At 51.6% G+C, this 24,380-nt stretch carries 37 protein-coding genes and 1 pseudogene; 5 read left to right on the top strand and 33 right to left on the bottom strand.

The window, feature by feature from the left end:
* Nucleotides 1-26: 26 nt before the first annotated feature.
* From pxpA to QT397_06080, 4 genes are all read left to right on the top strand, one after another.
* Nucleotides 27-776, top strand: a complete 750-nt coding sequence (gene pxpA / locus QT397_06095) for a 5-oxoprolinase subunit PxpA (protein ID WNZ56917.1) — start codon at nucleotides 27-29, stop codon at nucleotides 774-776.
* The gene (gene pxpB, locus QT397_06090) at nucleotides 773-1,501 is read left to right on the top strand and encodes a 5-oxoprolinase subunit PxpB (protein ID WNZ56916.1); all 729 of its coding nucleotides are present in this window, start codon (nucleotides 773-775) and stop codon (nucleotides 1,499-1,501) included. The genes pxpA and pxpB overlap by 4 nt, the downstream gene beginning before the upstream one ends.
* Before the next feature lie 12 nt (nucleotides 1,502-1,513).
* Complete coding sequence (locus QT397_06085) at nucleotides 1,514-2,491, top strand: biotin-dependent carboxyltransferase family protein (protein WNZ56915.1); 978 nt, start codon at nucleotides 1,514-1,516, stop codon at nucleotides 2,489-2,491.
* A 360-nt stretch (nucleotides 2,492-2,851) separates the two neighbouring features.
* A complete protein-coding gene (locus tag QT397_06080; GenBank protein WNZ56914.1) occupies nucleotides 2,852-4,306 on the top strand; it encodes a pectin acetylesterase-family hydrolase in 1,455 nt (484 codons plus the stop codon).
* Between the two features lie 56 nt (nucleotides 4,307-4,362).
* Here the strand turns inward: QT397_06080 and QT397_06075 are convergent, their stop codons facing one another.
* The 30 genes and pseudogenes from QT397_06075 to rpsJ form a co-directional block, all read right to left on the bottom strand.
* Entirely contained in the window at nucleotides 4,363-4,998 is a 636-nt protein-coding gene (locus QT397_06075; protein WNZ56913.1) for a hypothetical protein, read from the bottom strand.
* Nucleotides 4,999-5,131: 133 nt separating this feature from the next.
* The gene (locus tag QT397_06070; protein ID WNZ56912.1) at nucleotides 5,132-5,389 is read right to left on the bottom strand and encodes a DUF1315 family protein; all 258 of its coding nucleotides are present in this window, start codon (nucleotides 5,387-5,389) and stop codon (nucleotides 5,132-5,134) included.
* Between the two features lie 71 nt (nucleotides 5,390-5,460).
* Nucleotides 5,461-5,847 carry a 50S ribosomal protein L17 gene (gene rplQ / locus QT397_06065; protein ID WNZ56911.1) on the bottom strand — a complete coding sequence of 129 codons (387 nt, stop codon included), beginning with the start codon at nucleotides 5,845-5,847 and terminating at the stop codon, nucleotides 5,461-5,463.
* 95 nt (nucleotides 5,848-5,942) lie between these two features.
* Entirely contained in the window at nucleotides 5,943-6,974 is a 1,032-nt protein-coding gene (rpoA, locus tag QT397_06060; protein ID WNZ56910.1) for a DNA-directed RNA polymerase subunit alpha, read from the bottom strand.
* 44 nt (nucleotides 6,975-7,018) lie between these two features.
* The gene (gene rpsD, locus QT397_06055; GenBank protein WNZ56909.1) at nucleotides 7,019-7,639 is read right to left on the bottom strand and encodes a 30S ribosomal protein S4; all 621 of its coding nucleotides are present in this window, start codon (nucleotides 7,637-7,639) and stop codon (nucleotides 7,019-7,021) included.
* Between the two features lie 15 nt (nucleotides 7,640-7,654).
* A complete protein-coding gene (gene rpsK / locus QT397_06050; GenBank protein WNZ56908.1) occupies nucleotides 7,655-8,044 on the bottom strand; it encodes a 30S ribosomal protein S11 in 390 nt (129 codons plus the stop codon).
* Nucleotides 8,045-8,133: 89 nt separating this feature from the next.
* A complete protein-coding gene (gene rpsM / locus QT397_06045; protein ID WNZ56907.1) occupies nucleotides 8,134-8,490 on the bottom strand; it encodes a 30S ribosomal protein S13 in 357 nt (118 codons plus the stop codon).
* Nucleotides 8,491-8,834: 344 nt separating this feature from the next.
* A complete protein-coding gene (gene rpmJ / locus QT397_06040) occupies nucleotides 8,835-8,951 on the bottom strand; it encodes a 50S ribosomal protein L36 (protein ID WNZ56906.1) in 117 nt (38 codons plus the stop codon).
* Between the two features lie 41 nt (nucleotides 8,952-8,992).
* Entirely contained in the window at nucleotides 8,993-10,291 is a 1,299-nt protein-coding gene (gene secY / locus QT397_06035) for a preprotein translocase subunit SecY (GenBank protein WNZ56905.1), read from the bottom strand.
* Nucleotides 10,292-10,349: 58 nt separating this feature from the next.
* On the bottom strand, nucleotides 10,350-10,784 hold the full coding sequence (rplO, locus tag QT397_06030) for a 50S ribosomal protein L15 (GenBank protein ID WNZ56904.1): 435 nt from the start codon (nucleotides 10,782-10,784) through the stop codon (nucleotides 10,350-10,352).
* A 1-nt stretch (nucleotide 10,785) separates the two neighbouring features.
* Nucleotides 10,786-10,971 (bottom strand): 50S ribosomal protein L30, encoded by a 186-nt coding sequence (rpmD, locus tag QT397_06025; GenBank protein WNZ56903.1) that lies wholly within the window; start codon nucleotides 10,969-10,971, stop codon nucleotides 10,786-10,788.
* Nucleotides 10,972-11,009: 38 nt separating this feature from the next.
* Nucleotides 11,010-11,516, bottom strand: coding sequence for a 30S ribosomal protein S5 (gene rpsE / locus QT397_06020; protein WNZ56902.1), 507 nt, complete (start codon nucleotides 11,514-11,516; stop codon nucleotides 11,010-11,012).
* 10 nt (nucleotides 11,517-11,526) lie between these two features.
* On the bottom strand, nucleotides 11,527-11,877 hold the full coding sequence (rplR, locus tag QT397_06015; protein ID WNZ56901.1) for a 50S ribosomal protein L18: 351 nt from the start codon (nucleotides 11,875-11,877) through the stop codon (nucleotides 11,527-11,529).
* Nucleotides 11,878-11,890: 13 nt separating this feature from the next.
* Nucleotides 11,891-12,424, bottom strand: a complete 534-nt coding sequence (gene rplF / locus QT397_06010) for a 50S ribosomal protein L6 (protein WNZ56900.1) — start codon at nucleotides 12,422-12,424, stop codon at nucleotides 11,891-11,893.
* Nucleotides 12,425-12,436: 12 nt separating this feature from the next.
* A complete protein-coding gene (gene rpsH / locus QT397_06005) occupies nucleotides 12,437-12,829 on the bottom strand; it encodes a 30S ribosomal protein S8 (protein ID WNZ56899.1) in 393 nt (130 codons plus the stop codon).
* 40 nt (nucleotides 12,830-12,869) lie between these two features.
* Nucleotides 12,870-13,175, bottom strand: a complete 306-nt coding sequence (gene rpsN, locus QT397_06000; GenBank protein ID WNZ56898.1) for a 30S ribosomal protein S14 — start codon at nucleotides 13,173-13,175, stop codon at nucleotides 12,870-12,872.
* Nucleotides 13,176-13,184: 9 nt separating this feature from the next.
* Nucleotides 13,185-13,724: a 50S ribosomal protein L5 gene (rplE, locus tag QT397_05995; GenBank protein WNZ56897.1), complete on the bottom strand. Its 540-nt coding sequence runs from the start codon at nucleotides 13,722-13,724 to the stop codon at nucleotides 13,185-13,187.
* 31 nt (nucleotides 13,725-13,755) lie between these two features.
* Nucleotides 13,756-14,067, bottom strand: a complete 312-nt coding sequence (gene rplX / locus QT397_05990; GenBank protein WNZ56896.1) for a 50S ribosomal protein L24 — start codon at nucleotides 14,065-14,067, stop codon at nucleotides 13,756-13,758.
* Nucleotides 14,068-14,087: 20 nt separating this feature from the next.
* The gene (gene rplN, locus QT397_05985) at nucleotides 14,088-14,456 is read right to left on the bottom strand and encodes a 50S ribosomal protein L14 (protein ID WNZ56895.1); all 369 of its coding nucleotides are present in this window, start codon (nucleotides 14,454-14,456) and stop codon (nucleotides 14,088-14,090) included.
* Nucleotides 14,457-14,502: 46 nt separating this feature from the next.
* Nucleotides 14,503-14,766 carry a 30S ribosomal protein S17 gene (gene rpsQ / locus QT397_05980; GenBank protein WNZ56894.1) on the bottom strand — a complete coding sequence of 88 codons (264 nt, stop codon included), beginning with the start codon at nucleotides 14,764-14,766 and terminating at the stop codon, nucleotides 14,503-14,505.
* A 2-nt stretch (nucleotides 14,767-14,768) separates the two neighbouring features.
* Entirely contained in the window at nucleotides 14,769-14,960 is a 192-nt protein-coding gene (rpmC, locus tag QT397_05975; GenBank protein WNZ56893.1) for a 50S ribosomal protein L29, read from the bottom strand.
* Nucleotides 14,960-15,373 carry a 50S ribosomal protein L16 gene (gene rplP, locus QT397_05970; GenBank protein WNZ56892.1) on the bottom strand — a complete coding sequence of 138 codons (414 nt, stop codon included), beginning with the start codon at nucleotides 15,371-15,373 and terminating at the stop codon, nucleotides 14,960-14,962. The genes rpmC and rplP overlap by 1 nt, the downstream gene beginning before the upstream one ends.
* 11 nt (nucleotides 15,374-15,384) lie before the next feature.
* A complete protein-coding gene (rpsC, locus tag QT397_05965; GenBank protein WNZ56891.1) occupies nucleotides 15,385-16,065 on the bottom strand; it encodes a 30S ribosomal protein S3 in 681 nt (226 codons plus the stop codon).
* Between the two features lie 19 nt (nucleotides 16,066-16,084).
* Nucleotides 16,085-16,417, bottom strand: a complete 333-nt coding sequence (rplV, locus tag QT397_05960; GenBank protein WNZ56890.1) for a 50S ribosomal protein L22 — start codon at nucleotides 16,415-16,417, stop codon at nucleotides 16,085-16,087.
* 15 nt (nucleotides 16,418-16,432) lie between these two features.
* Nucleotides 16,433-16,711: a 30S ribosomal protein S19 gene (gene rpsS / locus QT397_05955; GenBank protein WNZ56889.1), complete on the bottom strand. Its 279-nt coding sequence runs from the start codon at nucleotides 16,709-16,711 to the stop codon at nucleotides 16,433-16,435.
* A 37-nt stretch (nucleotides 16,712-16,748) separates the two neighbouring features.
* Entirely contained in the window at nucleotides 16,749-17,573 is an 825-nt protein-coding gene (gene rplB, locus QT397_05950) for a 50S ribosomal protein L2 (GenBank protein ID WNZ56888.1), read from the bottom strand.
* A gap of 14 nt (nucleotides 17,574-17,587) precedes the next feature.
* A pseudogene (gene rplW, locus QT397_05945) lies at nucleotides 17,588-17,883 on the bottom strand (50S ribosomal protein L23).
* Entirely contained in the window at nucleotides 17,880-18,494 is a 615-nt protein-coding gene (gene rplD / locus QT397_05940; protein WNZ56887.1) for a 50S ribosomal protein L4, read from the bottom strand. The pseudogene rplW and the gene rplD overlap by 4 nt, the downstream one beginning before the upstream one ends.
* A gap of 18 nt (nucleotides 18,495-18,512) precedes the next feature.
* The gene (gene rplC, locus QT397_05935; GenBank protein WNZ56886.1) at nucleotides 18,513-19,148 is read right to left on the bottom strand and encodes a 50S ribosomal protein L3; all 636 of its coding nucleotides are present in this window, start codon (nucleotides 19,146-19,148) and stop codon (nucleotides 18,513-18,515) included.
* Nucleotides 19,149-19,258: 110 nt separating this feature from the next.
* Nucleotides 19,259-19,570 (bottom strand): 30S ribosomal protein S10, encoded by a 312-nt coding sequence (gene rpsJ / locus QT397_05930; protein WNZ56885.1) that lies wholly within the window; start codon nucleotides 19,568-19,570, stop codon nucleotides 19,259-19,261.
* A gap of 174 nt (nucleotides 19,571-19,744) precedes the next feature.
* On the opposite strand from rpsJ, the gene QT397_05925 reads away from it, so the two are divergent.
* Nucleotides 19,745-20,221 carry a YbaK/EbsC family protein gene (locus QT397_05925; GenBank protein WNZ56884.1) on the top strand — a complete coding sequence of 159 codons (477 nt, stop codon included), beginning with the start codon at nucleotides 19,745-19,747 and terminating at the stop codon, nucleotides 20,219-20,221.
* 189 nt (nucleotides 20,222-20,410) lie between these two features.
* Here the strand turns inward: QT397_05925 and tuf are convergent, their stop codons facing one another.
* The 3 genes from tuf to rpsG form a co-directional block, all read right to left on the bottom strand.
* Nucleotides 20,411-21,604 carry an elongation factor Tu gene (gene tuf / locus QT397_05920; GenBank protein ID WNZ56883.1) on the bottom strand — a complete coding sequence of 398 codons (1,194 nt, stop codon included), beginning with the start codon at nucleotides 21,602-21,604 and terminating at the stop codon, nucleotides 20,411-20,413.
* A 76-nt stretch (nucleotides 21,605-21,680) separates the two neighbouring features.
* Nucleotides 21,681-23,786, bottom strand: coding sequence for an elongation factor G (gene fusA, locus QT397_05915; GenBank protein ID WNZ56882.1), 2,106 nt, complete (start codon nucleotides 23,784-23,786; stop codon nucleotides 21,681-21,683).
* Between the two features lie 90 nt (nucleotides 23,787-23,876).
* The gene (rpsG, locus tag QT397_05910; protein WNZ56881.1) at nucleotides 23,877-24,347 is read right to left on the bottom strand and encodes a 30S ribosomal protein S7; all 471 of its coding nucleotides are present in this window, start codon (nucleotides 24,345-24,347) and stop codon (nucleotides 23,877-23,879) included.
* Nucleotides 24,348-24,380 lie beyond the last annotated feature (33 nt).

Genomic DNA, 24,380 nt, shown 5'->3' with positions numbered 1-24,380 from the left:
AAATATATTACAGGCAGGATGCCACAGTGAACATTGATATCAACTGCGATCTGGGTGAAGGTGCTGATTTACACAGCTGTGACAGGGACGCCCAAATCATGCCGTTTATTTCCCGTTGCAATATAGCTTGCGGCGGTCACGCTGGCACTCCCGAGATCATGGGTAGATCAATCGAAAACGCCCTAAAAAATAGCTTAAAAATCGGCGCGCACCCCAGCTACCCCGACAGGGAAAATTTTGGCCGCAAATCTCTAGTTATTCCTCAAAATAAATTGCTCGACTCTCTTTGCACACAAGTAAACCAACTAGAAAATATCGCGCGCAGCCTAGGAGCAACTTTAGACCATATTAAACTACACGGCGCTCTCTACAATGATACAGAGTCAAACAGAGAACTCGCTAAAAGTATTATTACCCTACTCGACAAAGAATATCCTTCACTGAAAATTATTGGGTTAGCCAACGCTGCCATGCAGTTCGCTGCTGCCAAACAAAATAAAACATTTATTCGCGAAGGATTTATGGACAGGCAGTACCTCAGCAATAACCAACTAGCTCCACGCTCAATGGCGGGCGCTGTTATTGCTGAGACAGAACAGTGCTTAGAGCAGGCTATCTGCTTGGCAAAGGGCTTAGAATTTAACGATTATCATGGTGAAAAATTACAATTCTCTGTGGATACCATCTGCCTCCACGGCGATAATCCCCAAGCGCCCATTATCGCCAGACAACTTAATCAACATCTCAATGCAAACGGCGTGAGCATAGCTCGGTGACACACCCTGCCCCCCATATACCACTAGCTATAACCATTAACGGAGATTGTGCAGTAGATATCCGCTTTTCCGGTAAACCATGCAAAGCTCTTAGCCGGACAATTATCGGTTTGAGAGCGGCTCTATTAAATGAAGTGCATCCAGGTATCATTGATATCATTCCTGCATACCAGTGCTTAACTGTTATTTTCAATCCTTCCCTATGGGATCACAAAACCTTATACCAATTACTCACTAAAACTACCGAGGAGTTTCTAAACAACCCTGCCCCCTTCACCAGTAGACCACGTATAGTGCGCATTCCCGTATGCTACGAAGAAGGCTTTTCTCCAGACCTTGAGGCATTATCAGAACATACCAAATTATCGTCACAGGAAATCATCAAACGACATACCGCACAACGTTACTTAGTGCATATGTTGGGCTTTACTCCAGGCTTCTTATACCTTGGCGGACTTGACCCAAAGCTATATTGCCCCAGAAAAGAAACTCCCCGAACCAGAATTCCCGCAGGCGCTGTCGGGATAGGTGGAGAACAAACAGGCATCTACCCACAAGCTACACCGGGGGGATGGCAAATTATTGGCCAGACACCCCTTAGTCTTTTTCAACCTGCGGAACCCTCCCCATTTATCGCTGCACCTTTAGATGAAATTGAGTTTTATGCAATAGATTCTCAGCAATTTCATATACTCTCGCAGAGTACTAAAAGTAGTTCACCCTAAAAAGGAGGGTCTATGGGTATTCACTTTCTTCGAGCAGGGCTACAGACAAGTATTCAGGACCTGGGTCGTCCAGGCATGATGCACTGTGGAATTCCATGGGGAGGTGCTGCCGACCCACTATCGATGAAAATAGCCAACCTGTTATTAGGAAACCCGTTAGGGCACCCAACCTTTGAGATCACCCTGCTCGGCCCTAGAATCGAATTCCTCTGCAATCTCACTATCGCTATAGCCGGAGGCCAATTCAGAGGCTCCTTAAATAACGAGTCAATTGATAATTTCCGAACCTATAGGGTTAAGCCTGGTGATATTTTGGATATAGCTCAAGCTATTTCCGGTGCAAGAACCTACCTTGCGCTTTCTGCCAAGATAGACGCACCCAATATCTTAGGTAGCTCTGCAACTCACATTATTAGTAAATTTGGCGCAAATAGTGGCAAACCGATCACATCTAACGAAGTCATCCACTTTAAAGAAGTCCACACCGCAAAAGAATCTGTACTAAATAAAAGGTTTCACCTTCACTACTCACACAATTCAAAGCTACGGCTAGTGGCTGGACCAGAGAGCAATTTATTTTCCAAGAAATTTATTGAACACTTTTACGGCTCAACCTATCTGGTTTCTACCCAAAGCAATCGTATGGGCATTCGTCTATCCACTAAAAACAATTCTACAATTCATAAAATTACAAACGGAAAGACACAACTATCATCAGCAGGACTCTATCCCGGCAGCATTCAAGTACCACCCGATGCCAACCCTATTATTTCCTTTATTGAGGGACAGACTATTGGCGGGTACCCCCGAATAGGCCATATTATAAAATCGGAACTTCATCGCCTGGGCCAGCTAGCCCCAAAAAACAAAATCACATTTCAAGAAATAAGCATTGAAGAATCGCGCGAAATTTTCAAAAAGAAACAAGACCTAATTAAAAAACTCCAACAGAGCCTGAATCTTAATCACAGGGAGGCACTATCCCTTTAATACAAGCATAAACACTATCAGATACAGAACTATTTAGCGCTAAAAAACAACACCATAAAGTATGGAATAAAAATTACGCCAAAATATACAAAATAATTTTAATAAAAGTTTAAATGGAATATTTTTGAGCAAAAACAGAAGAAATATAATAGAAACCCTGTGACCAACAAGTTTCCCCTCATATCTTTCTAGACCAAAACATCATTATTAACTAACCTCATTGGGTTTTACCCAAACAGCGATTTGGACTAACGTGCAAGTTGATTATCTATAGGGAGCAAATAACCTCCAAACAATTATTGCAGGATCAACAAAGCACATTCCAAAGAGAAAACACACAATACCTTAAGGGGATTAATAATGATAAAAATTCTCCGTGGTTTTATTTCAATACTCTTAGCGAGTTCTCTACTTATCACAGCGTATGCAAATGCAGAACCGGGTGATTACAACTTCTGGACTACCCTAAAGCATTTGTTTGATCCACCCAATGCCGATGCGCCAGTCACCTCACAGCAAGCTGAGGGGATGTATCCATTAACTATGGATGATCCCAGTTTTAATGATGATTTTGATCCTGGCGACTACAACACCTGGCAAAAAATTGATGTACCTACCAGTACAGGTGCCATGTGTGGGAATGGATCACCCTATAAGTTCTTTGTTCACCGTGTTCCAGATACCAGTAACACCATTTTCTATTTCGAGGGTGGTGGGGCATGCTGGGACTATGAAAGCTGCTCAGGACAAGCTGGTATTCGCGGGGCTCGCAACCCCAATGGCATTCCCGATGATTACCTAAGCAATGTGCACTTGTTAGATTTTACAAATTTCGAAAATCTTACTACCGCTGGCGTATCCCCTTTGATTTATACACATCACCCCTACGACCAGTATAAAACTGGCGAGTGGAATATGGTTTATGTACCGTATTGCACAGGGGATATCTACGTAGGCGATAAAACTGAAATATACGAGGATACTACTGGCGAGAACCCCGACCTTATCTGGCACCACAATGGATTACGCAACGTTCAGGCAGTTACTTCCTGGGTGAAAAATAATTTGCAAAAACCGAAGCAGATGCTCGCTGCGGGTTGTAGTGCAGGCAGTATTGGTGCTCTGTTTAATTATTCAAAGTTGCGCGAGGATATGAATGTCGATTATGGCTATCTCCTCGATGATTCAGGCCCTCTCTATCAGGCACCTTTAGACGGGAGTGACAGCACCCAATATCCCTCATTACCGCTACATAAAGAAGTGCTGCGCTCTTGGACTACCTATACCGCCGATAGCGATGAAAGCTCGGAAAACCCCATCACTATGTTAAAAGCCATAACACCGGGATTCGAAGCCAATCAGCTAGCCTCACTTTATGCTGCGCTTTCCAATAAATTCCCCTCAGATCGATTGGGTATTACGCACTTTCTTGCTGACGGGAATTTTTCATCGTACTCCTACGAGAGATTTTATGAGGATATTTATAATGATCCCGATGCAGACTCCCGTTTAAATAAATTGCGACAGCGCTGGCAGAAAGATACCCATGAAAATTTGATTCCACTGCTGGATCAAACTAGTAACTGGGGCTATTACTTCCCGATGTTCCGCAACTTGAACGAGAGCCACTGCACAACCATTATCGATTTAAACTATGGTGAGATTGCCGAGCACGGGCTTGAATTAAAAGATTTCCTCGACAACATCGTCAATCATAACGGTGGAGGAATGATTCGGGCATACGAAACCGATGAGGTTTCAGATTATGAGGACAATAGTAACTGGTTCTATGATCTGATCGGCTTGTTTATGTAATTAAAATGCCCCCAGCGCTGCCGGTAACTCGCTGGCAGCGCTGAATGATAGAAAGCCTAACTGCCATATACCGCCTCACGGGCGTCCTGAAGGCGTTTACGTAAGTATTCATGTCTACTCATACCATCGGGAAAGGACGTCATCTGCTGAACTTCCTCAACGATCGAGCGCTCAAGATCCTTATAGGTGGAAAAGCCCGGAACCTCGACATGAGGGTCGTAATCCCTGATCACCGTTTGCGCTTTATCCCGATAAATATTAAATAGCTCTTCAGCTCTTTGGGTGAACTCTGCCTGGTTAAGGCTATTTTTTTCCAGCCAGGCCAACTTCATTGAAAGCGCTTCATAGCCTGTAATACGCGATTCCCGCTCTATTTTTTCAATTGCATCCCAGGCCTCTTCACCAGAGAGATTGCCCAGGTCTGCAAAGTAGTCCTTGAGCGCCTGCTTAACATTCTCACGGTCCAGATAAGCCTGAACCCGAGGATGATTTAACAACTCTTCGACCTCCGCATGTTCCAGCTGGGACCAGGGTATGCTGTCAGAAATATTCTTTACTAATTCACTATCATCTTTTAGCGGCTCTATCATCTGGCGCACCTTGGTCACACTTGAGCGCACATCAATATCGTAGTGATCAACCCCTACAACGGCGAGCGTTACTGCTCCGGCAAGCAAAATCAGCTTTTTCATAATTAGTTACCGAGCAAATTAGAAATTATGTATTTGTCTGTCGGTAACTATCTAAGCAGAGAATTGGGAGAGCATGAAAGAAAATAACGCCCTCACCAATGAATAAAGTGCCAATATCTTACAGACTGATTAGCTAGCCAACCCAGTTAACAGCTTGCTCATCGTCTTTTTTTCCTACACAGGGCTCATCCTTGGTCTTCGGCGCCACATAGCCTACCTGCTGCTCCCGCGGAAGGTTTGCGGACTCCCAATTGGAAACCGCTTCTGCGCAGAGGCTGCGCTGCTCAGGGGATAGCGCAACACCATTGGGCCATTTTCCAAGTTCAATGGCCCGCTTTAAGCTGCCCACAATCTCGGGATTCAAACTCTTTAACAGTTGCTCAAAAGACATACAAAAATCTCCTTATGGCAAAAAAAGGCCGGTCAAAGACCGGCCTTCCGTAGCGCTATGGCTAATAACGCTTAAGCTTCAGCAGCTTCGTCTTCTACTTGAGGACGGTCTACCAGCTCAACGTATGCCATCGGCGCCTTATCACCAGCGCGGAAACCACACTTCATGATACGGATGTAACCACCAGGACGAGCTTCGTAACGAGGACCCAGCTCGTCGAACAGCTTGCGCACAGCATCCTTATCACGGATACGAGCGAAAGCCAGACGGCGGTTAGCAACACTGTCTTTCTTAGCCAGAGTGATCAGCGGCTCGGCAACGCGGCGCAGTTCTTTGGCTTTGGCCAGTGTGGTTTTGATCAGTTCGTGCTCCACCAGAGAGGCGCTCATGTTCTTGAACATGGCCTTGCGGTGAGCGCTCGTGCGGCTGAATTTACGGCCACTATAGCGATGACGCATGACTCAATTCCTTACGACCTAAGTTGCTGTCACAGCAGGTCGTTCTGGAGCGGTGTCGCGCTAAGCTGTAGCACCGCTCGGGTTCTTTCTACTAATCACGACACCGTCGCGACTACCAAATGCTTACAGGGGCTTAACTTGCTGTCGCCTTTCAGGCTGGCCGGCGGCCAGTTTTCCAGGCGCATACCCAGGGACAAACCACGGGAAGCCAGTACGTCCTTGATTTCAGTCAGAGACTTCTTACCAAGATTCGGCGTCTTCAGCAGTTCTACTTCAGTGCGCTGAATCAGATCACCGATGTAGTAAATGTTCTCTGCCTTCAGACAGTTCGCCGAACGTACAGTCAACTCCAGGTCATCTACCGGGCGCAGTAGTACCGGATCAACTTCAGGCTCTTCAGCCTTCGGCTGTGCATCCTTCTCGCCTTCCAGGTCCACAAATACTGCGAGCTGTTGCTGCAGAATAGTGGCGGCGCGACGAATAGCCTCTTCCGGGTCCAGGGTACCGTTGGTCTCCAGATCCAGAACCAGCTTATCCAGGTCAGTGCGCTGCTCTACACGCGCGCTTTCCACGCTGTAGGAAACACGACGCACTGGGCTGTATGAAGCATCCAGCTGCAGACGGCCAATTGCACGGCTTTCCTCTTCCTCGCCACGACGAGCATCGGCGGGCTGGTAGCCACGGCCGCGCGCTACAGTGAGACGCAGGTTGAGCTCGACATCACCAGTAATATTGGCGATCACGTGCTCAGGATTTACGATCTCGATGTCGTGATCTACCTGGATATCTCCGGCAGTCACCGCACCTGGGCCCTTTTTGCTCAGGCTCAACACCGCCTGATCCTTACCGTGCATAACAACGGCGATTTCTTTCAGGTTGAGCAGGATTTCAATTACATCTTCCTGCACACCTTCGATCGCGCTGTACTCGTGCTCGACACCTTCGATTTCCACCTCGGTGACGGCGCAGCCCGGCATGGAGGACAGCAGGATGCGACGCAGCGCATTGCCAAGAGTGTGGCCAAAGCCACGCTCCAGGGGCTCCAAAATCACTTTGGCGTGATTCGGATTGTACTCGGTGACGTCAATACGACGCGGTGTCAAAAACTCGTTGACAGCAGTCTGCATAGCCATACCTGTTTACAGTTGCATTCCTTAAAGTGGACTTATTGTTACTTGGAGTACAGTTCCACGATAAGGTTTTCGTTGATCTCTGCCGGCAGATCGACACGATCCGGAGTGCGCTTGAAAGTGCCTTCCAGTTTGCTCGCGTTTACGTCTACCCACTCGACATCGCCACGCTGGGCAGCGAGGGAAACGGAATTCTGGATACGCAGCTGCTTCTTGGCTTTCTCACGTACAGCGATAACGTCGCCTTCTTTAACCTGGAAAGAAGGGATGTTAACGGTAGTGCCGTTTACAAGAATCGCTTTGTGGGAAACCAGCTGACGCGCTTCAGAGCGAGTTGAGCCGAAGCCCATGCGGTAAACCACGTTGTCCAGACGCTGCTCGAGAAGTTGCAGCAGGTTTTCACCTGTAGCGCCCTTCAGACGTGCTGCTTCCTTATAGTAGTTACGGAACTGCTTTTCCAGTACGCCGTAGATACGACGAACTTTTTGCTTTTCACGCAGCTGAATACCGTAGTCGGACAGACGACCGCGACCGGCGCCGTGCTGACCGGGTTTGGATTCTGCGCGACACTTGGAGTCGTGCGGACGAACACCACTCTTCAGCTGCAGGTCAGTCCCTTCACGACGGGACAGTTTACATTTTGGTCCAATATAACGTGCCATTTTGTCAGCCCCCTCTTACACGCGACGCTTTTTAGGTGGACGACATCCGTTATGCGGGATAGGCGTCACGTCGGTGATGTTGGTGATCTTGTAGCCGCAGTTGTTCAGTGCACGAACGGCAGATTCGCGACCGGGGCCAGGGCCCTTAACTTCTACGTCGAGGTTTTTCAGGCCGTATTCCTGAGCTGCAGTACCTGCGCGCTCAGCGGCAACCTGGGCTGCAAACGGGGTGCTCTTACGCGAGCCACGGAAGCCAGATCCACCTGCGGTGGCCCAGCTGAGGGTATTACCCTGGCGATCAGTGATCGTCACGATCGTGTTGTTGAACGATGCGTGGATGTGGGCAATACCGTCGACAACGGTCTTTTTGACCTTTTTGCGAACAGTAGTTTTTGGCTTAGCCATACCAGTATCCTAAATCCTGTATCAAATCCCCTCGGCGATTAGCCGGACGGGGCATCTTGAACCGCGATTTCGCGCCTTTTAGTTAAGGCTTACTTGCGAATCGGCTTGCGCGGACCCTTACGGGTGCGAGCATTGGTCTTGGTGCGCTGACCACGCAGCGGCAAGCTGCGACGGTGACGCAGACCGCGATAACAACCCAGGTCCATCAAACGCTTGATGTTCATGGATATTTCACGGCGCAGGTCGCCTTCCACGGTCAGTTTTGCAACTTCACCACGGATGGTTTCGATCTGCTCTTCAGACAGTTCGCGGATTTTGGTGGATTCAGCGATACCAACCGCTGCCAAAATAGACTTAGCCGTAGTGCGACCAACCCCATAAATGTGGGTCAGGGAGATTACGGCGTGCTTGTGGTCTGGTACATTGACACCAGCAATACGTGCCATAGAGGCGTACTCCACGTATTGGAGTCACTGCTTTATATTAAGTATGTGACTCTACTTTGATTTCGGCGCTGACAGCGACTAAAAAACCGGCGGCGCCACCAAAAAGGCGCGCAAGAATAGCTTTTCAGACACTAATTTGCAATAGCCAACGTCCGCATCGGTCCCCCGAAGCGGATGAAGACGACAGTCAACGCCCCCAGTTGGAAGTTTGCTGTTGCTAACTTCCCACCCCAAAAAACTTCCCGGGGTGTTGCCATACGATACGGGGCTGTATCGAGTAGCGAATTTTTCCAGCTTTTACAGAGGCGCCCTGAGGGCGCTCTCCGCAAGGGGCTGGCCCCTTCTTAGCCTTGACGCTGCTTGTGACGTGGCTCAGCGCTGCAGATTACCCGCAGAACACCCTTGCGACGCACGATTTTGCAGTTACGGCAGATCTTTTTTACAGAAGCGCGTACTTTCATGACCTTACCTCAATTCAATCAAACTGCGAGCAGGCGACGCCCTAGCGACGACCGTAGCTTTGCAGGTTAGATTTTTTCATCAAACCCTCGTACTGGTGCGACAGCAGATGCGATTGTACCTGTGCCATAAAGTCCATCACTACGACTACAACGATCAGCAGTGAGGTACCCCCCAGATAGAAGGGAACGTTAAACCCAACCACCAGGAACTGCGGCAGCAGGGATACCAGTGCGATGTATACAGCACCCACCAGAGTGAGGCGAGTCAGCACGCTATCGATATAGCGGGCCGTCTGCTCTCCAGGGCGAATACCTGGCACATAAGCACCGGACTTTTTCAGGTTATCCGCAACTTCATTCGGGTTGAACATCAACGCCGTGTAGAAGAAACAGAAGAAACCAATCAACAGTGCGAACAGAATAATGTTCAGCGGTTGCCCTGGCCCAAGCTGCAACGCCATCCACTGCAGGATCTCTGCACCGAGACCTTCCCCGCCCTGACCAAACCACTGTGCCAGTGTGGCCGGGAACAACAGGATACTGCTGGCAAAGATTACCGGAATTACACCGGCCATGTTTACCTTCAGCGGCAAGTGGCTCGCCTGTGCAGCTGGAGCTGCAGAGTAACGTCCCGCTTGACGCCTGGCGTGGTTGATCGTAATACGACGCTGGCCGCGTTCCATAACAACCACAAAGAACACTACAGCAAGAGCGATGACGCCAATCATCAACAGCATGAGTATGTGCAGTTCACCCTGTCTCGCCTGTTCAAATGCCTGGCCGATGGCACCGGGTAAACCGGCGACGATACCGGCAAAAATCAGCATGGAAATGCCGTTGCCAACACCGCGCTCAGTGATCTGCTCACCGAGCCACATCATAAATACAGCACCAGTCACCAGTGACGTTACCGCCACAAAGTAAAAACCAAACGCGGGCTCAGATGAGTAAGCCAGGTTCTGCCCTGCCAGGCCGAAAGTCATACCGATCCCCTGAATCAGGGCCAGTATTACCGTCAGATAGCGGGTGTACTGGTTGATCTTACGTCTTCCGGCCTCCCCTTCCTTCTTCAACGCTTCCAGAGAGGGAGTCACCGCGCTCATCAACTGCATGATGATGGACGCGGAGATGTAGGGCATGATGCCCAGCGCCAGAATACTCATCCTTTCCAGGGCGCCGCCTGAAAACATGTTAAACAGGCCAAGGATGGTTCCCTGGTTCTGGTTAAACAGGTTTGACAGCTTTTCCGGATCAATGCCGGGCACCGGAATATGTGTCCCCAGTCGATAAACAAGAATCGCTAGAAACAGAAAACGAAGGCGAGCCCAAAGCTCGCCCAATCCCTTGCTGTTGCCCAGGGATTTCCACCGGATCCTGGTCGTGCCATTGGCGCCTCGATTAGTCTTCTATTTTACCGCCAGCAGCTTCAATCGCTGCCTTTGCACCTTTGGTAACTCCCAGACCCTTAACGGTAACAGCTTTGGTCAGCTCACCTGAGAGGAACACTTTGGCGCGTTTAATATGGCTGCCGATAATATCGGCATTCTTAAGCGCTGCCAAATCGATTACGTCATTTTCTACCTTCGCCAGCTCAGCCAGACGTACTTCTGCGGTAAAGCGAGAAACACGAGCGGTGAAACCGTACTTAGGAAGACGCTTCTGCAAAGGCATCTGACCGCCTTCGAAGCCCGGACGAACACTGCCGCCGGAACGCGCTTTCTGACCTTTGTGGCCGCGGCCACCGGTCTTACCAATTCCGCTACCAATACCGCGACCAACGCGCTTGGCGCTGTGCTTGTGGCCTGGTGCTGGAGACAAGTCGTTCAAACGCATGTTATTCCCCCTCAACCTTAACCAGGTAGTTTACTTTGTTGATCATACCGCGCACGGAGGGAGTATCCTCCACTTCCACTGTGTGGCCGATGCGGCGCAGGCCCAGACCCGCAACGCACGCCTGATGACTTTTCAGGCGTCCGTTGATGCTTTTGGTCTGGGTCACTTTTATGGTCTTCTTAGCCATGGTCTTAACCCACCAATAACCTTAAATCCGAGCTGTAATTAGCCCAGAATCTCTTCGACAGATTTACCGCGCTTGGCAGCTACATCTTCCGGGCTCTGCATTTGCTCCAGAGCTTTGAAAGTTGCACGTACTACGTTCACCGGGTTGGTGGAGCCGTAACACTTAGCCAATACGTTGTGTACACCAGCCATTTCCAGAACGGAGCGCATAGCACCGCCGGCAATTACACCGGTACCCTGGGAAGCGGGCTGCATGTAAATCTTGGAACCGCCGTGGCGACCATTGGTAGCGTACTGGATGGTGTCACCATTCAGGTCTACCTGGATCATGTTGCGGCGTGCAGATTCCATCGCCTTTTGAATCGCTACAGGCACTTCACGTGCCTTGCCACGACCAAAGCCAACACGGCCATTGCCATCACCAACTACGGTCAGTGCGGTAAAGGCGAAGATACGACCACCTTTAACAGTCTTGGCAACGCGGTTGACCTGGACCAGCTTCTCCTGCAGGCCTTCGTCGTTGCTTTTGTCTTTCTCTCTAGCCATAACTCAACCCTTAGAATTTCAGACCGGCTTCGCGGGCAGCGTCAGCCAGAGCCTTAACACGGCCATGGTATCTGAAGCCGCTACGATCGAAGGCAACTTGTTCAACGCCAGCGGCTTTCGCGCGCTCAGCGATCAGTTTGCCAACTGCGGCAGCAGCGTCAGCGTTGCCAGTTTTACCAGAGCGCAGGTCCTTGTCCAGGGTAGAGGCGGAAGCCAATACCGCGCTGCCTTCGGCAGACAGGATCTGTGCGTAAATGTGGCGCGGGGTGCGGTTCACGGTGAGGCGAACGGCGCCCAGCTCACGGATCTTGGCGCGGGCACGACGTGCACGACGCAAGCGAGATGCTTTCTTAACGTTCATATCTATGCCCTACTTACTTCTTCTTGGCCTCTTTGCGATACACGCGCTCGTCGGCATAACGGACACCCTTACCTTTGTAGGGCTCCGGCGGACGGAACGAGCGGATCTCAGCGGCCACTTGGCCCAGCAGCTGTTTATTGCTGCTCTTCAGTACGATTTCAGTCTGGGATGGAGTTTCCGCAGTCACACCTTCCGGCAACTGATAATCGATCGGATGGGAGAAGCCCAGGGTCAGGTTAACCGCTTTACCGGCTGCTTTCGCACGATAACCAACACCCAGCAACTGCAGCTTCTTCTCGAAGCCCTTGCTTACGCCTATCACCATGTTATTGACCAAAGCACGGGTGGTACCCGCCAAGGCTCTGGCCTGCTTGGAGTTATTGCGCGCGGCAAAAGTCAGCTGGCTTTCAGCCTCGCTCACTTCTACATCACCGTGAATAACCATATCCAGGTTACCGCTACCGCCTTTAACAGCGATATTTTGACCTTTCAGGTCTACGGTTACACCTGCGGGGATAACTACCGGACTATTTGCTACTCGAGACATTGCAACCCCCGCTTAGAATACGGTGCAAAGCACTTCGCCACCGATACCAGCCTGACGTGCAGCGCGGTCAGTCATCACACCATTAGAGGTGGAAACGATCGCGACACCCAGGCCACCACGTACGGTAGGCAGAGCTTTTTTACCAGTGTAAGCGCGCAGGCCCGGACGGGAAACGCGATTGAGCTCGGCAATAACCGGCTTGCCCTGGAAGTATTTCAGAGCAATGGTCAGTTCCGGCTTAGCGCCTTCGCTTACGTTTAAATCAGTAACGTAACCTTCGTCTTTCAGGACTTTGGCCACTGCTACTTTCAGTTTGGATGATGGCAGGGTGACTTCCGCCTTTCCGCGCGCCAGGGCGTTGCGGATGCGAGTCAGCATATCTGCCAACGGATCTTGCATACTCATCTTATGAGACTCCTCAAATCTGCCTTAAACCAGCTGGTAATTACCAGCTGGACTTCACGAGGCCAGGAACATCACCACGCATCGCAGCTTCACGAAGCTTGTTACGGCACAGGCCGAACTTGCGGTATACAGCGTGGGGGCGACCAGTAATACGACAGCGGCGTTGCTGACGTACCGGGCTTGCATCGCGCGGCATTTTCTGCAGCTTGAGTTGAGCCTCCCACTGCTCCTCTTCGGAAGCAGTGGAACTGGCGATGATCGCCTTCAGCTCTTGACGCTTCTCGGCGTACTTAGCTGCGGTTCGAGCGCGCTTGTTTTCGCGCGCAATCATGGATTTCTTCGCCATGGAATCCTCTTAACCCTTGAAAGGGAAGTTGAACGCTTTCAGCAGCGCACGACCTTGATCGTCGTTTGCAGCTGTAGTGGTAATACAAATATCCAGACCGCGGAGCTTGTCTACTTTGTCGTAGTCAATTTCCGGGAAGATGATTTGCTCAGTCACGCCCATAGAGAAGTTACCGCGGCCGTCGAACTGCTTCGGGCTAATGCCACGGAAGTCGCGGATACGCGGAATCGCGATGTCAACCAAACGCTCCAGGAACTCATACATGCGCTCACCGCGCAGAGTTACCTTGCAGCCGATCGGCCAACCGTCACGAATCTTAAAGCCCGCAATAGACTTGCGCGCTTTAGTAACGATGGGCTTTTGACCAGTAATTGCTGTCATATCGTTGACAGCGTGCTCCAGCACCTTCTTATCACCAATCGCTTCACCAACACCCATGTTGATGGTGATCTTGGTGATGCGCGGCACTGCCATCACATTCTCGAGACCAAGCTCTTCTTTTAGCTTGGCCACGAGGTCCTTAGTGTAGAGCTCTTTAAGCTTTGCCATGATCTACCAACCTGCTTTTGCGTCAAGAGCCTTAGATGGCTTCGCCGCTGGATTTGAAGACGCGAATCTTAGTGCCGTCTTCCAGTACTTTAAAGCCCACCCGGTCAGCCTTCTGGGTGTTAGGGTTGAAGATGGCTACGTTGGAAGCTTGGATAGCAGCTTCTTTCTCAACGATGCCACCTGCAATACCCATCTGTGGGTTTGGCTTTTGGTGCTTTTTGATCATCTGTATGCCGGAGACAATCAGACGACCGTCGTTCAGTACTCTACGTACTGAACCACGTTTGCCCTTGTCACGACCGGCGATAACGATCACTTCGTCGTCACGCTTGATCTTGCGCATAACTCTTCTCCGCTCGAGGCCTAGATAACTTCGGGAGCGAGGGAGATGATCTTCATGAACTTCTCACCGCGCAATTCGCGAGTTACCGGACCAAAAATACGGGTGCCAACCGGCGCCAGTTGCTGGTTCAGCAGCACCGCTGCGTTATCGTCAAATTTAATCAGGGAACCGTCCGCGCGACGCACACCTTTTTTGGTGCGAACTACAACGGCGTTCATTACCTGACCTTTCTTCACTTTACCGCGGGGGATGGCTTCCTTAACGGTTACCTTGATAATGTCGCCCACGCCGGCATAACGACGATGGGAGCCGCCCAGCACCTTGATGCACATGACGCGGCGAGCCCCACTGTTGTCAGCTACTTCTAAGTAGGATTCCGCTTGAATCATTGTCTCTCTCCGAAACCTTTCAATTCGGCAGTCAATGCGCTAGGGGTTATACCTTCGCCGCACGCTCTACAATTTTCTGCAAAGCCCAAGATTTGCTCTTGGACAGAGGACGAGATTCCTCAATGGTTACAACATCACCGATGCTGCAATCATTGTTCTCATCATGTGCCTTGAGCTTTGTGGACTTGTTTACAATTTTGCCGTAGATCGGGTGCTTAACACGGCGCTCGATCAAAACGGTGATGGTTTTATCCATCTTGTCACTCACAACCTTGCCGGTCAGAGTACGCTTCAGTTTTGCTTCAGCCATGATTAATTACCTGCCTTCTCGGTCAACACAGTCTTTATGCGAGCAATGTCGCGACGAGTCTGCTTCAGCAGATGAGTCTGAGCCAGTTGACCGGTGGATTTTTGCATACGAAGCTTAAATTGAGCTTCGAGCTGGTTCAGCAGTTCCTGGTTCAGCTCTTCAACTGACTTTTCGCGTAGATCTGCAGTCTTCATTACATCACCGAACGCTTAACGAAAGTTGTTTTTACAGGCAGCTTGGCCGCAGCTAGTGCGAAAGCCTCACGAGCCAGCTCCTCGGACACACCCTCCATCTCATAGAGGACCTTGCCCGGCTGGATCTGAGCTACCCAGTATTCAACGCCACCTTTACCTTTACCCATTCGAACTTCGAGGGGCTTATTGGTAATTGGCTTGTCTGGAAACACACGAATCCAGATTTTACCGCCACGTTTAATGTGACGAGTCATTGCGCGACGAGCCGCTTCGATCTGGCGCGCAGTAATGCGTCCACGACCGGTAGCCTTAAGGCCAAACTCGCCAAAGCTCACTTTAGAGCCGCGCTGAGCAAGACCGCGGTTGCGACCCTTCTGTACCTTGCGGAATTTTGTACGCTTTGGTTGTAGCATTTGCGTACCCCTTATTTAGCAGCTTTTTTGCGGCTCTTTACCGGCTTCTCATCGGGCACTTCGTCACCGATTACCTCGCCTTTAAAGATCCACACCTTGATACCGATGATGCCGTAAGTAGTCTTCGCTTCAACATTGGCGTAGTCGATGTTGGCGCGCAGGGTGTGCAGGGGCACACGGCCTTCGCGATACCATTCGGTACGCGCGATTTCTGCACCGCCAAGACGGCCACTTACTTGAATCTTGATACCTTCGGCACCCTGACGCATAGCGTTCTGTACGGCACGCTTCATAGCGCGACGGAACATAACACGGCGTTCCAGCTGCTGGGCAACGTTCTGGCCAACCAGAGCCGCGTCCATATCAGGCTTGCGCACTTCTTCGATGTCGATGTGCACAGGTACGCCCATCTGCGCGCTTACTTCTTTGCGCAGACGTTCTACGTCTTCACCTTTTTTACCGATCACGATGCCCGGACGTGCGGTGTGAATCTTCACACGTGCAGTGTTTGCCGGACGTTCGATCTCGATACGGCTCACAGAAGCGTGGGCCAGTTTTTTGCGAATGTATTCGCGAACTTTCAGATCCGTGTACAGCTTGTCTGCGTACTCGTCGCTGCCGGCATACCAAACAGAGGTATGCTTTTTAACGATACCCAGACGAATGCCGGTAGGATGTACTTTTTGTCCCATGGTTTTCTCGCCTGCTCTCTTATTTCTCGGCCACTTTCACAGTGATGTGACAAGTACGCTTAAGAATGCGATCAGCACGACCTTTAGCACGCGGCTTAATGCGCTTCATGGTCATACCTTCGTCCACAAAAATTGTGGAAACCTTCAGCTCGTCAACGTCAGCACCTTCGTTGTGCTCAGCGTTGGCAATGGCCGACTCCAGTACTTTCTTAATGATCGCCGCACCCTTTTTAGTACTGAAAGCCAGTATATCCAGGGCCTCTTCAACGCCTTTGCCGCGAACCTGATCAGCTACCAGTCGCGCCTTTTGCGCCGATAGACGTGCGCCGCGTAATTTTGCTGCTACTTCCATCTTTATAACCTCGGCTTAGCGCTTCTTCGCTTTCTTGTCCGCAGCATGACCGCGGTAAGTGCGGGTAGCAGCGAACTCGCCCAGTTTATGGCCAACCATTTCTTCGTTAACCAAAACGGGCACGTGTTGACGACCGTTGTGCACGGCAATCGTCAGTCCAACCATTTCCGGCATAATCATGGAACGGCGGGACCAGGTTTTAATCGGCCGACGATCGTTTGCTGCAATCGCTGCCTCCACCTTCTTGATCAAATGCAGATCAATAAAGGGACCTTTCTTTAATGAGCGTGGCACTGTCGATTCCTCTCTAGCTGCTCAGACATCGCGCGGCTTACTTGCCGCGACGACGTACTATCATCTTATCGGTGCGCTTGTTCTTGCGCGTTTTCTTACCCTTGGTCGGAACGCCCCACGGAGTAACCGGATGACGACCACCAGAGGTACGGCCTTCACCACCACCGTGCGGGTGATCTACCGGGTTCATCGCCACACCGCGAACGGTAGGACGAACACCACGCCAGCGTGCAGCACCAGCTTTACCCAGCTTGCGCAGGCTGTGCTCGGAGTTGCTCACTTCACCCAGGGTTGCGCGGCACTCAGCGAGAACCTTGCGCATTTCGCCGGAACGCAGACGAATGGTCGCATACTGACCTTCACGAGCTACCAGCTGCACAGAGGCACCAGCAGAACGGGCCAGCTGAGCGCCTTTGCCTGGCTTCAGCTCGATCGCGTGGATTACAGAACCTACCGGAACGTTGCGCAGAGGCAGAGTGTTACCCACAACAATCGGTGCGGCATCGCCGGACTGAATGGTGGCACCTGCTTTCAGGCCTTTCGGTGCGATAATGTAACGACGCTCACCGTCGGCGTAACACACCAGAGCGATGTGTGCGCTGCGGTTGGGATCGTACTCCAGACGCTCAACTTTAGCCGGAATACCGTCTTTGTTGCGCTTGAAGTCGATTACACGGTAGTGCTGCTTGTGGCCACCACCGATGTGACGGGTAGTGATACGACCATTGTTGTTACGGCCACCACTTTTGCTCTTGCTCTCCAACAGAGGAGCGTAAGGAGCACCCTTGTGCAGGTCGGTGTTAACAACCTTAACCAGGTGACGACGGCCGGCGGAGGTCGGTTTTGTTTTTACAATTGCCATTGTAACGGTCCCCTTTACTCAGCAGCTTCAAAATTAATGTCGCTGCCCTCAGCCAGGCGAACGTAGGCTTTTTCCAATCGCTGCGCTGGCCCATGCCATTGCGAGTGCGCTTGGTTTTGCCCTTTACGTTCACGGTGCGAACCTGCTCAACGGAAACGTTAAACAGCTTCTCAACCGCAGCCTTGATCTCAGCTTTTTCGGCGTCGGTGGTAACCTTGAAAACTACCTGATTGGCGCTATCCGCCAGTCCAGCAGCTTTTTCGGAAATTACCGGGCCCAGCAGTACTTTGTAGAGTCGCTCTTGGTTCATCCCAGCACCTCTTCAATTTTCTTGAGCGCAGAAACGGTAACCACGACCTTATCAAAGCGAATCAGGCTTACTGGATCGATCGCCTGTACATCGCGGACGTCGATCTTGTGCAAGTTGCGTGCGGCCAGGTAGAGGTTTTCGCTAACCTCTTCAGTCACGATCAGCGCATCGGACAGGTCAAACTGAGCCAGTTTGCTTACCAGCTGCTTGGTCTTGGGTGCGTCCACATCAAAGGACTCAACCACTACCAGGCGCTCCTGACGAGCCAGCTCAGACAGAATGCAACGCAGTGCAGCGCGGTACATTTTTTTGTTCAGCTTAACGCTATGATCGCGTGGATCAGCGGCGAAAGTTACGCCACCGGAACGCCACAGCGGGCTGCGGATAGTACCGGCACGTGCGCGGCCAGTACCTTTTTGGCGCCATGGCTTCTTACCACCACCAGAAACATCGGAACGATTTTTCTGCGCCTTGGTACCCTGGCGAGCGCCGGCCATGTAGGCCACAACTGCCTGGTGTACCAGATCTTGGTTGAACTCACGTCCGAAAGTCACTTCAGAGACAGCTACTGTGCCTTTAGCGCCTTCGGGAGTAGCGATATTCAGTTCCATATCTATTTCCCCTCAGACTTAGGCTTTAACTGCCGGACGAACGATAACGTTGCCACCGGGTGCACCGGGTACAGCGCCTTTAACCAACAGCAGGTTGCGTTCGGCATCGACACGAACCACTTCCAGGTTTTGCACGGTTACGCGCTCAGCACCCATATGTCCGGCCATCTTCTTGCCTTTCCATACGCGGCCAGGAGTCTGACATTGACCGATAGAACCGGGTGCGCGGTGAGACAGGGAGTTACCGTGGGTTGCGTCCTGGGTGCGGAAATTCCAACGCTTAACGCCGCCCTGGAAGCCTTTACCTTTGGAAGTGCCGGTTACGTCGATCATCTGGCCAGCTTCGAAGCTGGAAACAGTAATTTCAGAACCGATTTCGAAAGTCTCTTCGGAACCGTCAGTGCGCAGTTCGAAAAGATTTGTGCCAGCCTCTACATTGGCTTTGGCGAAGTGGCCCGCTGCGGGCTTGGAGACACGGGAAGCTTTGCGGCTGCCTACTGCTACTTGAACAGCGCTGTAACCGTCAGTTTCCTGAGTTTTCACTTGGGTGACGCGATTCGGAGCAACCTCAACAACGGTTACCGGAATGGATACGCCATCTTCAGTGAAGATGCGAGTCATGCCGCTCTTGCGGCCGACAATACCTATAGTCATCTTTTTTAACCTCTCAGTGCACGGGGCTTTAACCCACTGCGGCCGCCCAATTTCAGAGCGTTACACTACCCGGACCGTTTTCGCCCGGGATTCGGTAGTTAGTAAAAGTGTTAGCCGAGACTAATTTGGACCTCAACACCGGCCGCCAGATCGAGCTTCATCAGCGCGTCGACGGTTTTCTCGGTAGGCTCAACGATGTCCAGCAAACGCTTGTGAGTACGGATCTCATACTGATCGCGAGCGTCTTTATTAACGTGCGGGGAAATCAGTACGGTGTACTTCTCTTTGCGAGTCGGCAGCGGGATAGGACCGCGAACTTGTGCGCCAGTGCGCTTAGCCGTCTCTACGATCTCCTGAGTGGACGCATCGATCAGCTTGTGATCGAAGGCCTTCAGGCGAATACGGATACGTTGACCCTGCATGGAATCAAACTCCAATTATTAACTAAAGAACGTCCTCTTACGCAGCCCCGAGGGCGGGCGAAAAGGAGCGCGAATTCTACGGGGAGCGCAGCAGGCTGTCAACTGTACAGGCTGATCAAATTTCAATCTGCTGAAACTACAATTGAGTACCCCAAGCGGAACGAGGTATCCACAATGACTATCGCCGCAACACTGAGTCAATATTTAAATGACCAATCGGTCGATTATCATCTGATTCAGCATCCACACACTCGCACCAGCCGGGAAAGCGCCCGCGCCGCCCATGTGCGTGAGGATCAGGTGGCAAAAGCGATTTTGCTTCAGGATATAGAGGGTTACGTAATGGCTGTGATCCCTGCCAGCAGCAGCCTCGATATGCGCTCGCTTCACAATGAGACCGGGCGAAACTCACTGCAAATGGTCTCGGAAACCGAACTCGGCGCCATATTCCCTGACTGTGAACTGGGCGCCCTGCCCGCCCTAGGCCAGGCTTACGGAATTACCACCCTGCTAGACACTAGCCTTGGACACCGTGAAACCATTTACTTTGAGGCCGGTGACCACGAAGAGCTAGTCGAGATGAGCGGCCCTCAATTCACCAAGCTGTTTGCGGGCAGCAGAAGCTGTGATTTAAGCCGGGATTGGCCATAAGCTCGCTAGATTAAAAGTAAATATTAGCGGCCGCAGATATGCCGGAAAGGATTCAATATTGAGCCGTTACAAAGAGGGGTGATGCTCGCAGCACCAAACAACACCAGTTGGTGTAAGCAGGCAATTATCGGGCACAAAAAAAGCCGCAGCGCGTCCGCTGCGGCTTTTTATTTAGATCAGGAGTAACTATTACTCGATGATCTTGGCAACAACGCCCGCACCTACGGTACGACCACCTTCACGGATAGCGAAGCGCAGGCCGTCTTCCATGGCGATCGGAGCGATCAGGGTAACAACCATTTGAATGTTGTCGCCCGGCATTACCATTTCAGTACCTTCCGGCAGCTCTACCGCACCAGTTACGTCGGTAGTACGGAAGTAGAACTGAGGACGGTAGCCTTTGAAGAACGGGGTGTGACGACCACCTTCGTCCTTGGACAGTACATACACTTCCGCTTCGAACTTGGTGTGCGGAGTGATGGAGCCCGGCTTAGCCAGTACCTGACCACGCTCTACTTCGTCACGCTTGGTGCCGCGCAGCAGTGCGCCGATGTTCTCACCAGCACGACCTTCGTCGAGCAGCTTGCGGAACATTTCAACACCAGTACAGGTAGTAGTGGTGGTTTCTTTGATACCAACGATTTCGATCTCGTCGCCAGTGTTGATCACACCGCGCTCTACACGACCAGTTACAACAGTACCACGGCCAGAGATAGAGAATACGTCTTCGATCGGCATCAGGAACGGCTGATCTACAGCGCGCTCTGGCTCAGGGATGTACTCGTCCAGAGTCTCTACCAGCTTCTTAACAGCGGTAGTACCCATTTCGTTGTCGTCTTCGCCGTTCAGGGCCATCAGAGCGGAACCAACGATGATCGGAGTGTCGTCACCTGGGAACTCGTACTGGTCCAGAAGTTCGCGAACTTCCATTTCTACCAGCTCGAGCAGCTCTTCGTCGTCTACCATGTCCGCTTTGTTCAGGAATACAACGATGTAAGGTACACCTACCTGACGGGAAAGCAGGATGTGCTCACGAGTCTGCGGCATGGGGCCGTCAGCTGCGGAACATACCAGGATAGCGCCGTCCATCTGAGCAGCACCGGTGATCATGTTCTTAACGTAGTCGGCGTGTCCCGGGCAATCTACGTGAGCGTAGTGGCGAGTCGGGGACTCGTACTCAACGTGAGAAGTAGCGATGGTGATACCGCGCTCACGCTCTTCCGGTGCATTGTCGATACCGTCGAAAGCAACAGCGTCACCGCCCCAAACTTCCGCACATACGCGGGTCAGAGCAGCGGTCAGGGTGGTTTTACCGTGGTCAACGTGACCGATGGTGCCCACGTTCACGTGGGGCTTGGAACGTTCAAACTTTTCTTTTGCCATCTTTAGATGTCCTCTAGCTAAAAGTTTGCCAAAGGGGCCCCAGCTGTTGGCCCGGCCCCCTTTAAGCAGAAGTTAATTAGGCCTTAGTCTTGGCGATGATCTCATCGGCAACATTTTTCGGCGCTTCGGCGTACTTCAGAAATTCCATGGTGTAGGTAGCACGGCCCTGAGTAGCAGAACGCAGGTCGGTTGCGTAACCGAACATTTCTGCCAGAGGTACTTCCGCATTGACAACCTTACCGGAGGGGTTGTCTTCCATACCCTGGATGAGGCCACGGCGACGGTTGAGGTCACCAACCACATCACCCATGTTCTCTTCCGGAGTTACCACTTCCACCTTCATCATCGGCTCGAGCAGTACCGCACCGCCCTGACTGGACAGCTTCTTGGTCGCCATAGAACCGGCGATCTTAAACGCCATTTCATTGGAGTCCACATCGTGGAAGGAACCGTCGTACAGAGTCGCCTTCAGGCCCAGCAGCGGGTAGCCGGCCAGAACACCGTTCTTCATCTGCTCTTCGATACCTTTCTGTACCGCAGGAATGTATTCCTTCGGTACCGCACCGCCCACGATTTCGTTAACGAATTCCAGACCTTCCTGAGACTCGTCTTCGGCGGGCTCAAACTTCACCCATACATGACCGTACTGACCGCGACCACCGGACTGACGAACGAACTTACCTTCGATCTCAGAGGTGTTGCGGATAGTTTCACGATAGGCAACCTGAGGCTTACCGATGTTCGCTTCAACGTTGAACTCACGCTTCATGCGGTCAACGATGATATCCAGGTGCAATTCACCCATACCGGAGATAATGGTCTGACCGGTTTCCTCGTCAGTCTTCACGCGGAAGGACGGATCTTCCTGGGCCAGCTTGCCGAGGGCAATACCCATTTTTTCCTGGTCCGGCTTGGACTTGGGCTCAACCGCAACAGAAATTACCGGCTCGGGAAACTCCATACGCTCCAGAACAATCTTGTTGTCTTCGGCACACAGGGTGTCACCAGTGGTTACGTCTTTCAGACCAATCGCAGCAGCGATGTCACCAGCCAGTACTTCTTTAATTTCCTGACGATCGTTGGAGTGCATCTGCACCATACGACCGACACGCTCTTTCTTCATTTTTACGGAATTGTATACCGCAGTACCGCTCTCCAGCTTACCGGAGTAAACACGGAAGAAAGTCAGGGTACCAACGAAGGGATCGGTAGCAATTTTGAACGCCAGTGCAGCGAACGGCGCGTTGTCGTCAGCTTCGCGGCTCTCAACAGTTTCGCCATCTTCCAGAGTACCTTCGATCGCCTTAACTTCAGTCGGCGCCGGCAGGTATTCGATAACTGCGTCCAGTACAGCCTGTACACCCTTGTTCTTGAACGCAGAACCGCCCAGAACCGGTACGATTTCGTTGGCCAGGGTACGCTGACGGATAGCTGCCTTGATTTCTTCTTCGGACAGCTCACCTTCTTCCAGGTATTTTTCCATCAACTCTTCGCTGGCTTCAGCGGCCGCTTCTACCAGGTACTCGCGCATTTCGTCGCACTCGTCCTGCAGCTCAGCGGGGATGTCAGCGTAGTCGAAAGTCATGCCCTGGTCGGCTTCATTCCACAGAATGGCCTTCATCTTCACCAGGTCAACAACACCCTTGAACTCGTCCTCAGAGCCGATGGTCATCTGCAGAGGTACAGCATTCGCGTTCAAGCGATCTTTCAGCTGGCTCACAACGTTGCGGTAGTTCGCACCGGCGCGGTCCATTTTGTTTACGAATACCATGCGCGGTACTTCGTATTTGTTCGCCTGGCGCCATACGGTTTCAGTCTGAGGCTGAACACCAGAGGAGCCACACAGTACAACAACAGCACCGTCGAGTACGCGCAGGGAGCGCTCAACTTCAATAGTGAAGTCAACGTGTCCTGGGGTATCGATGATGTTTACGCGGTGCTGGTCGAACTGCTGCTGCATGCCAGACCAGAAACAGGTAGTTGCAGCAGAAGTAATGGTGATACCACGCTCCTGCTCCTGCTCCATCCAGTCCATGGTGGCAGCACCTTCGTGTACTTCACCAATTTTGTGGGATAGACCAGTGTAGAAAAGTACGCGCTCGGTAGTAGTGGTTTTACCGGCGTCTACGTGGGCACAGATACCGATGTTACGGTAACGTGCGATGGGCGTTTTACGTGCCACAGTTGTATCCTCGATATAACGGCAAAAGGCAGCCTGGAAATTTCCGTGCTGCCTTTCGGTATTAATTTCCGATGTTGGTATTCATCAGACTTAGAAGCGGTAGTGAGAGAATGCCTTGTTGGCTTCTGCCATGCGGTGTACATCTTCACGCTTCTTGACCGCGCCACCCTTGTTTTGGGCTGCGTCGATCATTTCGTTGGCCAGACGCTGAGCCATAGATTTCTCACCGCGCTTACGGGAGAACTCCACCAACCAACGCATTGCCAGAGCCGTACGACGCGAGGGGCGCACTTCTACAGGCACCTGATACGTCGCACCACCAACACGGCGGGACTTTACTTCCACCATAGGCGCGATATTTTCCAAAGACTCCTCGAATACTTCGATCGGATCTTTGTTCAATTTTTCAGAAATAGTTTCAAGTGCACCGTATACGATACGCTCTGCAACTGACTTCTTGCCGCTGATCATGACGTGGTTCATGAACTTGGCCAGGGTGACGTTCCCGAACTTGGGGTCCGGTAGCACTTCGCGCTTGGCGACTACTCGTCTTCTCGGCATGGGTATTGCCTCTCTTCAGGGTTATTCTGAGAC

The sequence above is a fragment of the Microbulbifer sp. MKSA007 genome (genome assembly GCA_032615215.1).
Taxonomy (GTDB): domain Bacteria; phylum Pseudomonadota; class Gammaproteobacteria; order Pseudomonadales; family Cellvibrionaceae; genus Microbulbifer.
The sequence above is the reverse complement of the archived record's forward strand: the minus strand, read 5'-3'. Positions and strand labels throughout refer to the sequence as shown.

Bases quoted from the DNA above. Each gene is read 5' to 3' on its own strand.
- rplB (WNZ56888.1), bottom strand. From the start codon at position 17,573: ATGGCAATTGTAAAAACAAAACCGACCTCCGCCGGCCGTCGTCACCTG.
- rplP (WNZ56892.1), bottom strand. From the start codon at position 15,373: ATGCTACAACCAAAGCGTACAAAATTCCGCAAGGTACAGAAGGGTCGC.
- rplC (WNZ56886.1), bottom strand. From the start codon at position 19,148: ATGACTATAGGTATTGTCGGCCGCAAGAGCGGCATGACTCGCATCTTC.
- rplX (WNZ56896.1), bottom strand. From the start codon at position 14,067: ATGCGCAAGATCAAGCGTGACGACGAAGTGATCGTTATCGCCGGTCGT.
- QT397_06085 (WNZ56915.1), top strand. From the start codon at position 1,514: ATGGGTATTCACTTTCTTCGAGCAGGGCTACAGACAAGTATTCAGGAC.
- rplQ (WNZ56911.1), bottom strand. From the start codon at position 5,847: ATGCGTCATCGCTATAGTGGCCGTAAATTCAGCCGCACGAGCGCTCAC.
- rpsJ (WNZ56885.1), bottom strand. From the start codon at position 19,570: ATGCAGGGTCAACGTATCCGTATTCGCCTGAAGGCCTTCGATCACAAG.
- rplN (WNZ56895.1), bottom strand. From the start codon at position 14,456: ATGATTCAAGCGGAATCCTACTTAGAAGTAGCTGACAACAGTGGGGCT.
- QT397_06080 (WNZ56914.1), top strand. From the start codon at position 2,852: ATGATAAAAATTCTCCGTGGTTTTATTTCAATACTCTTAGCGAGTTCT.
- rpsM (WNZ56907.1), bottom strand. From the start codon at position 8,490: ATGGCACGTATTGCTGGTGTCAATGTACCAGACCACAAGCACGCCGTA.
- rpoA (WNZ56910.1), bottom strand. From the start codon at position 6,974: ATGCAGACTGCTGTCAACGAGTTTTTGACACCGCGTCGTATTGACGTC.
- QT397_05925 (WNZ56884.1), top strand. From the start codon at position 19,745: ATGACTATCGCCGCAACACTGAGTCAATATTTAAATGACCAATCGGTC.
- rpsN (WNZ56898.1), bottom strand. From the start codon at position 13,175: ATGGCGAAGAAATCCATGATTGCGCGCGAAAACAAGCGCGCTCGAACC.
- rpmJ (WNZ56906.1), bottom strand. From the start codon at position 8,951: ATGAAAGTACGCGCTTCTGTAAAAAAGATCTGCCGTAACTGCAAAATC.
- rpsD (WNZ56909.1), bottom strand. From the start codon at position 7,639: ATGGCACGTTATATTGGACCAAAATGTAAACTGTCCCGTCGTGAAGGG.
- rplV (WNZ56890.1), bottom strand. From the start codon at position 16,417: ATGGAAGTAGCAGCAAAATTACGCGGCGCACGTCTATCGGCGCAAAAG.
- tuf (WNZ56883.1), bottom strand. From the start codon at position 21,604: ATGGCAAAAGAAAAGTTTGAACGTTCCAAGCCCCACGTGAACGTGGGC.
- rpsH (WNZ56899.1), bottom strand. From the start codon at position 12,829: ATGAGTATGCAAGATCCGTTGGCAGATATGCTGACTCGCATCCGCAAC.
- rpsG (WNZ56881.1), bottom strand. From the start codon at position 24,347: ATGCCGAGAAGACGAGTAGTCGCCAAGCGCGAAGTGCTACCGGACCCC.
- rplD (WNZ56887.1), bottom strand. From the start codon at position 18,494: ATGGAACTGAATATCGCTACTCCCGAAGGCGCTAAAGGCACAGTAGCT.
- QT397_06070 (WNZ56912.1), bottom strand. From the start codon at position 5,389: ATGTCTTTTGAGCAACTGTTAAAGAGTTTGAATCCCGAGATTGTGGGC.
- rpmD (WNZ56903.1), bottom strand. From the start codon at position 10,971: ATGGCTAAGAAGACCATAAAAGTGACCCAGACCAAAAGCATCAACGGA.
- rpsE (WNZ56902.1), bottom strand. From the start codon at position 11,516: ATGGCTAGAGAGAAAGACAAAAGCAACGACGAAGGCCTGCAGGAGAAG.
- rpmC (WNZ56893.1), bottom strand. From the start codon at position 14,960: ATGAAGACTGCAGATCTACGCGAAAAGTCAGTTGAAGAGCTGAACCAG.
- rplE (WNZ56897.1), bottom strand. From the start codon at position 13,724: ATGGCAAAGCTTAAAGAGCTCTACACTAAGGACCTCGTGGCCAAGCTA.
- rplO (WNZ56904.1), bottom strand. From the start codon at position 10,784: ATGCGTTTGAACGACTTGTCTCCAGCACCAGGCCACAAGCACAGCGCC.
- rpsC (WNZ56891.1), bottom strand. From the start codon at position 16,065: ATGGGACAAAAAGTACATCCTACCGGCATTCGTCTGGGTATCGTTAAA.
- QT397_06075 (WNZ56913.1), bottom strand. From the start codon at position 4,998: ATGAAAAAGCTGATTTTGCTTGCCGGAGCAGTAACGCTCGCCGTTGTA.
- rplR (WNZ56901.1), bottom strand. From the start codon at position 11,877: ATGAACGTTAAGAAAGCATCTCGCTTGCGTCGTGCACGTCGTGCCCGC.
- rpsK (WNZ56908.1), bottom strand. From the start codon at position 8,044: ATGGCTAAGCCAAAAACTACTGTTCGCAAAAAGGTCAAAAAGACCGTT.
- rplF (WNZ56900.1), bottom strand. From the start codon at position 12,424: ATGTCTCGAGTAGCAAATAGTCCGGTAGTTATCCCCGCAGGTGTAACC.
- rpsQ (WNZ56894.1), bottom strand. From the start codon at position 14,766: ATGGCTGAAGCAAAACTGAAGCGTACTCTGACCGGCAAGGTTGTGAGT.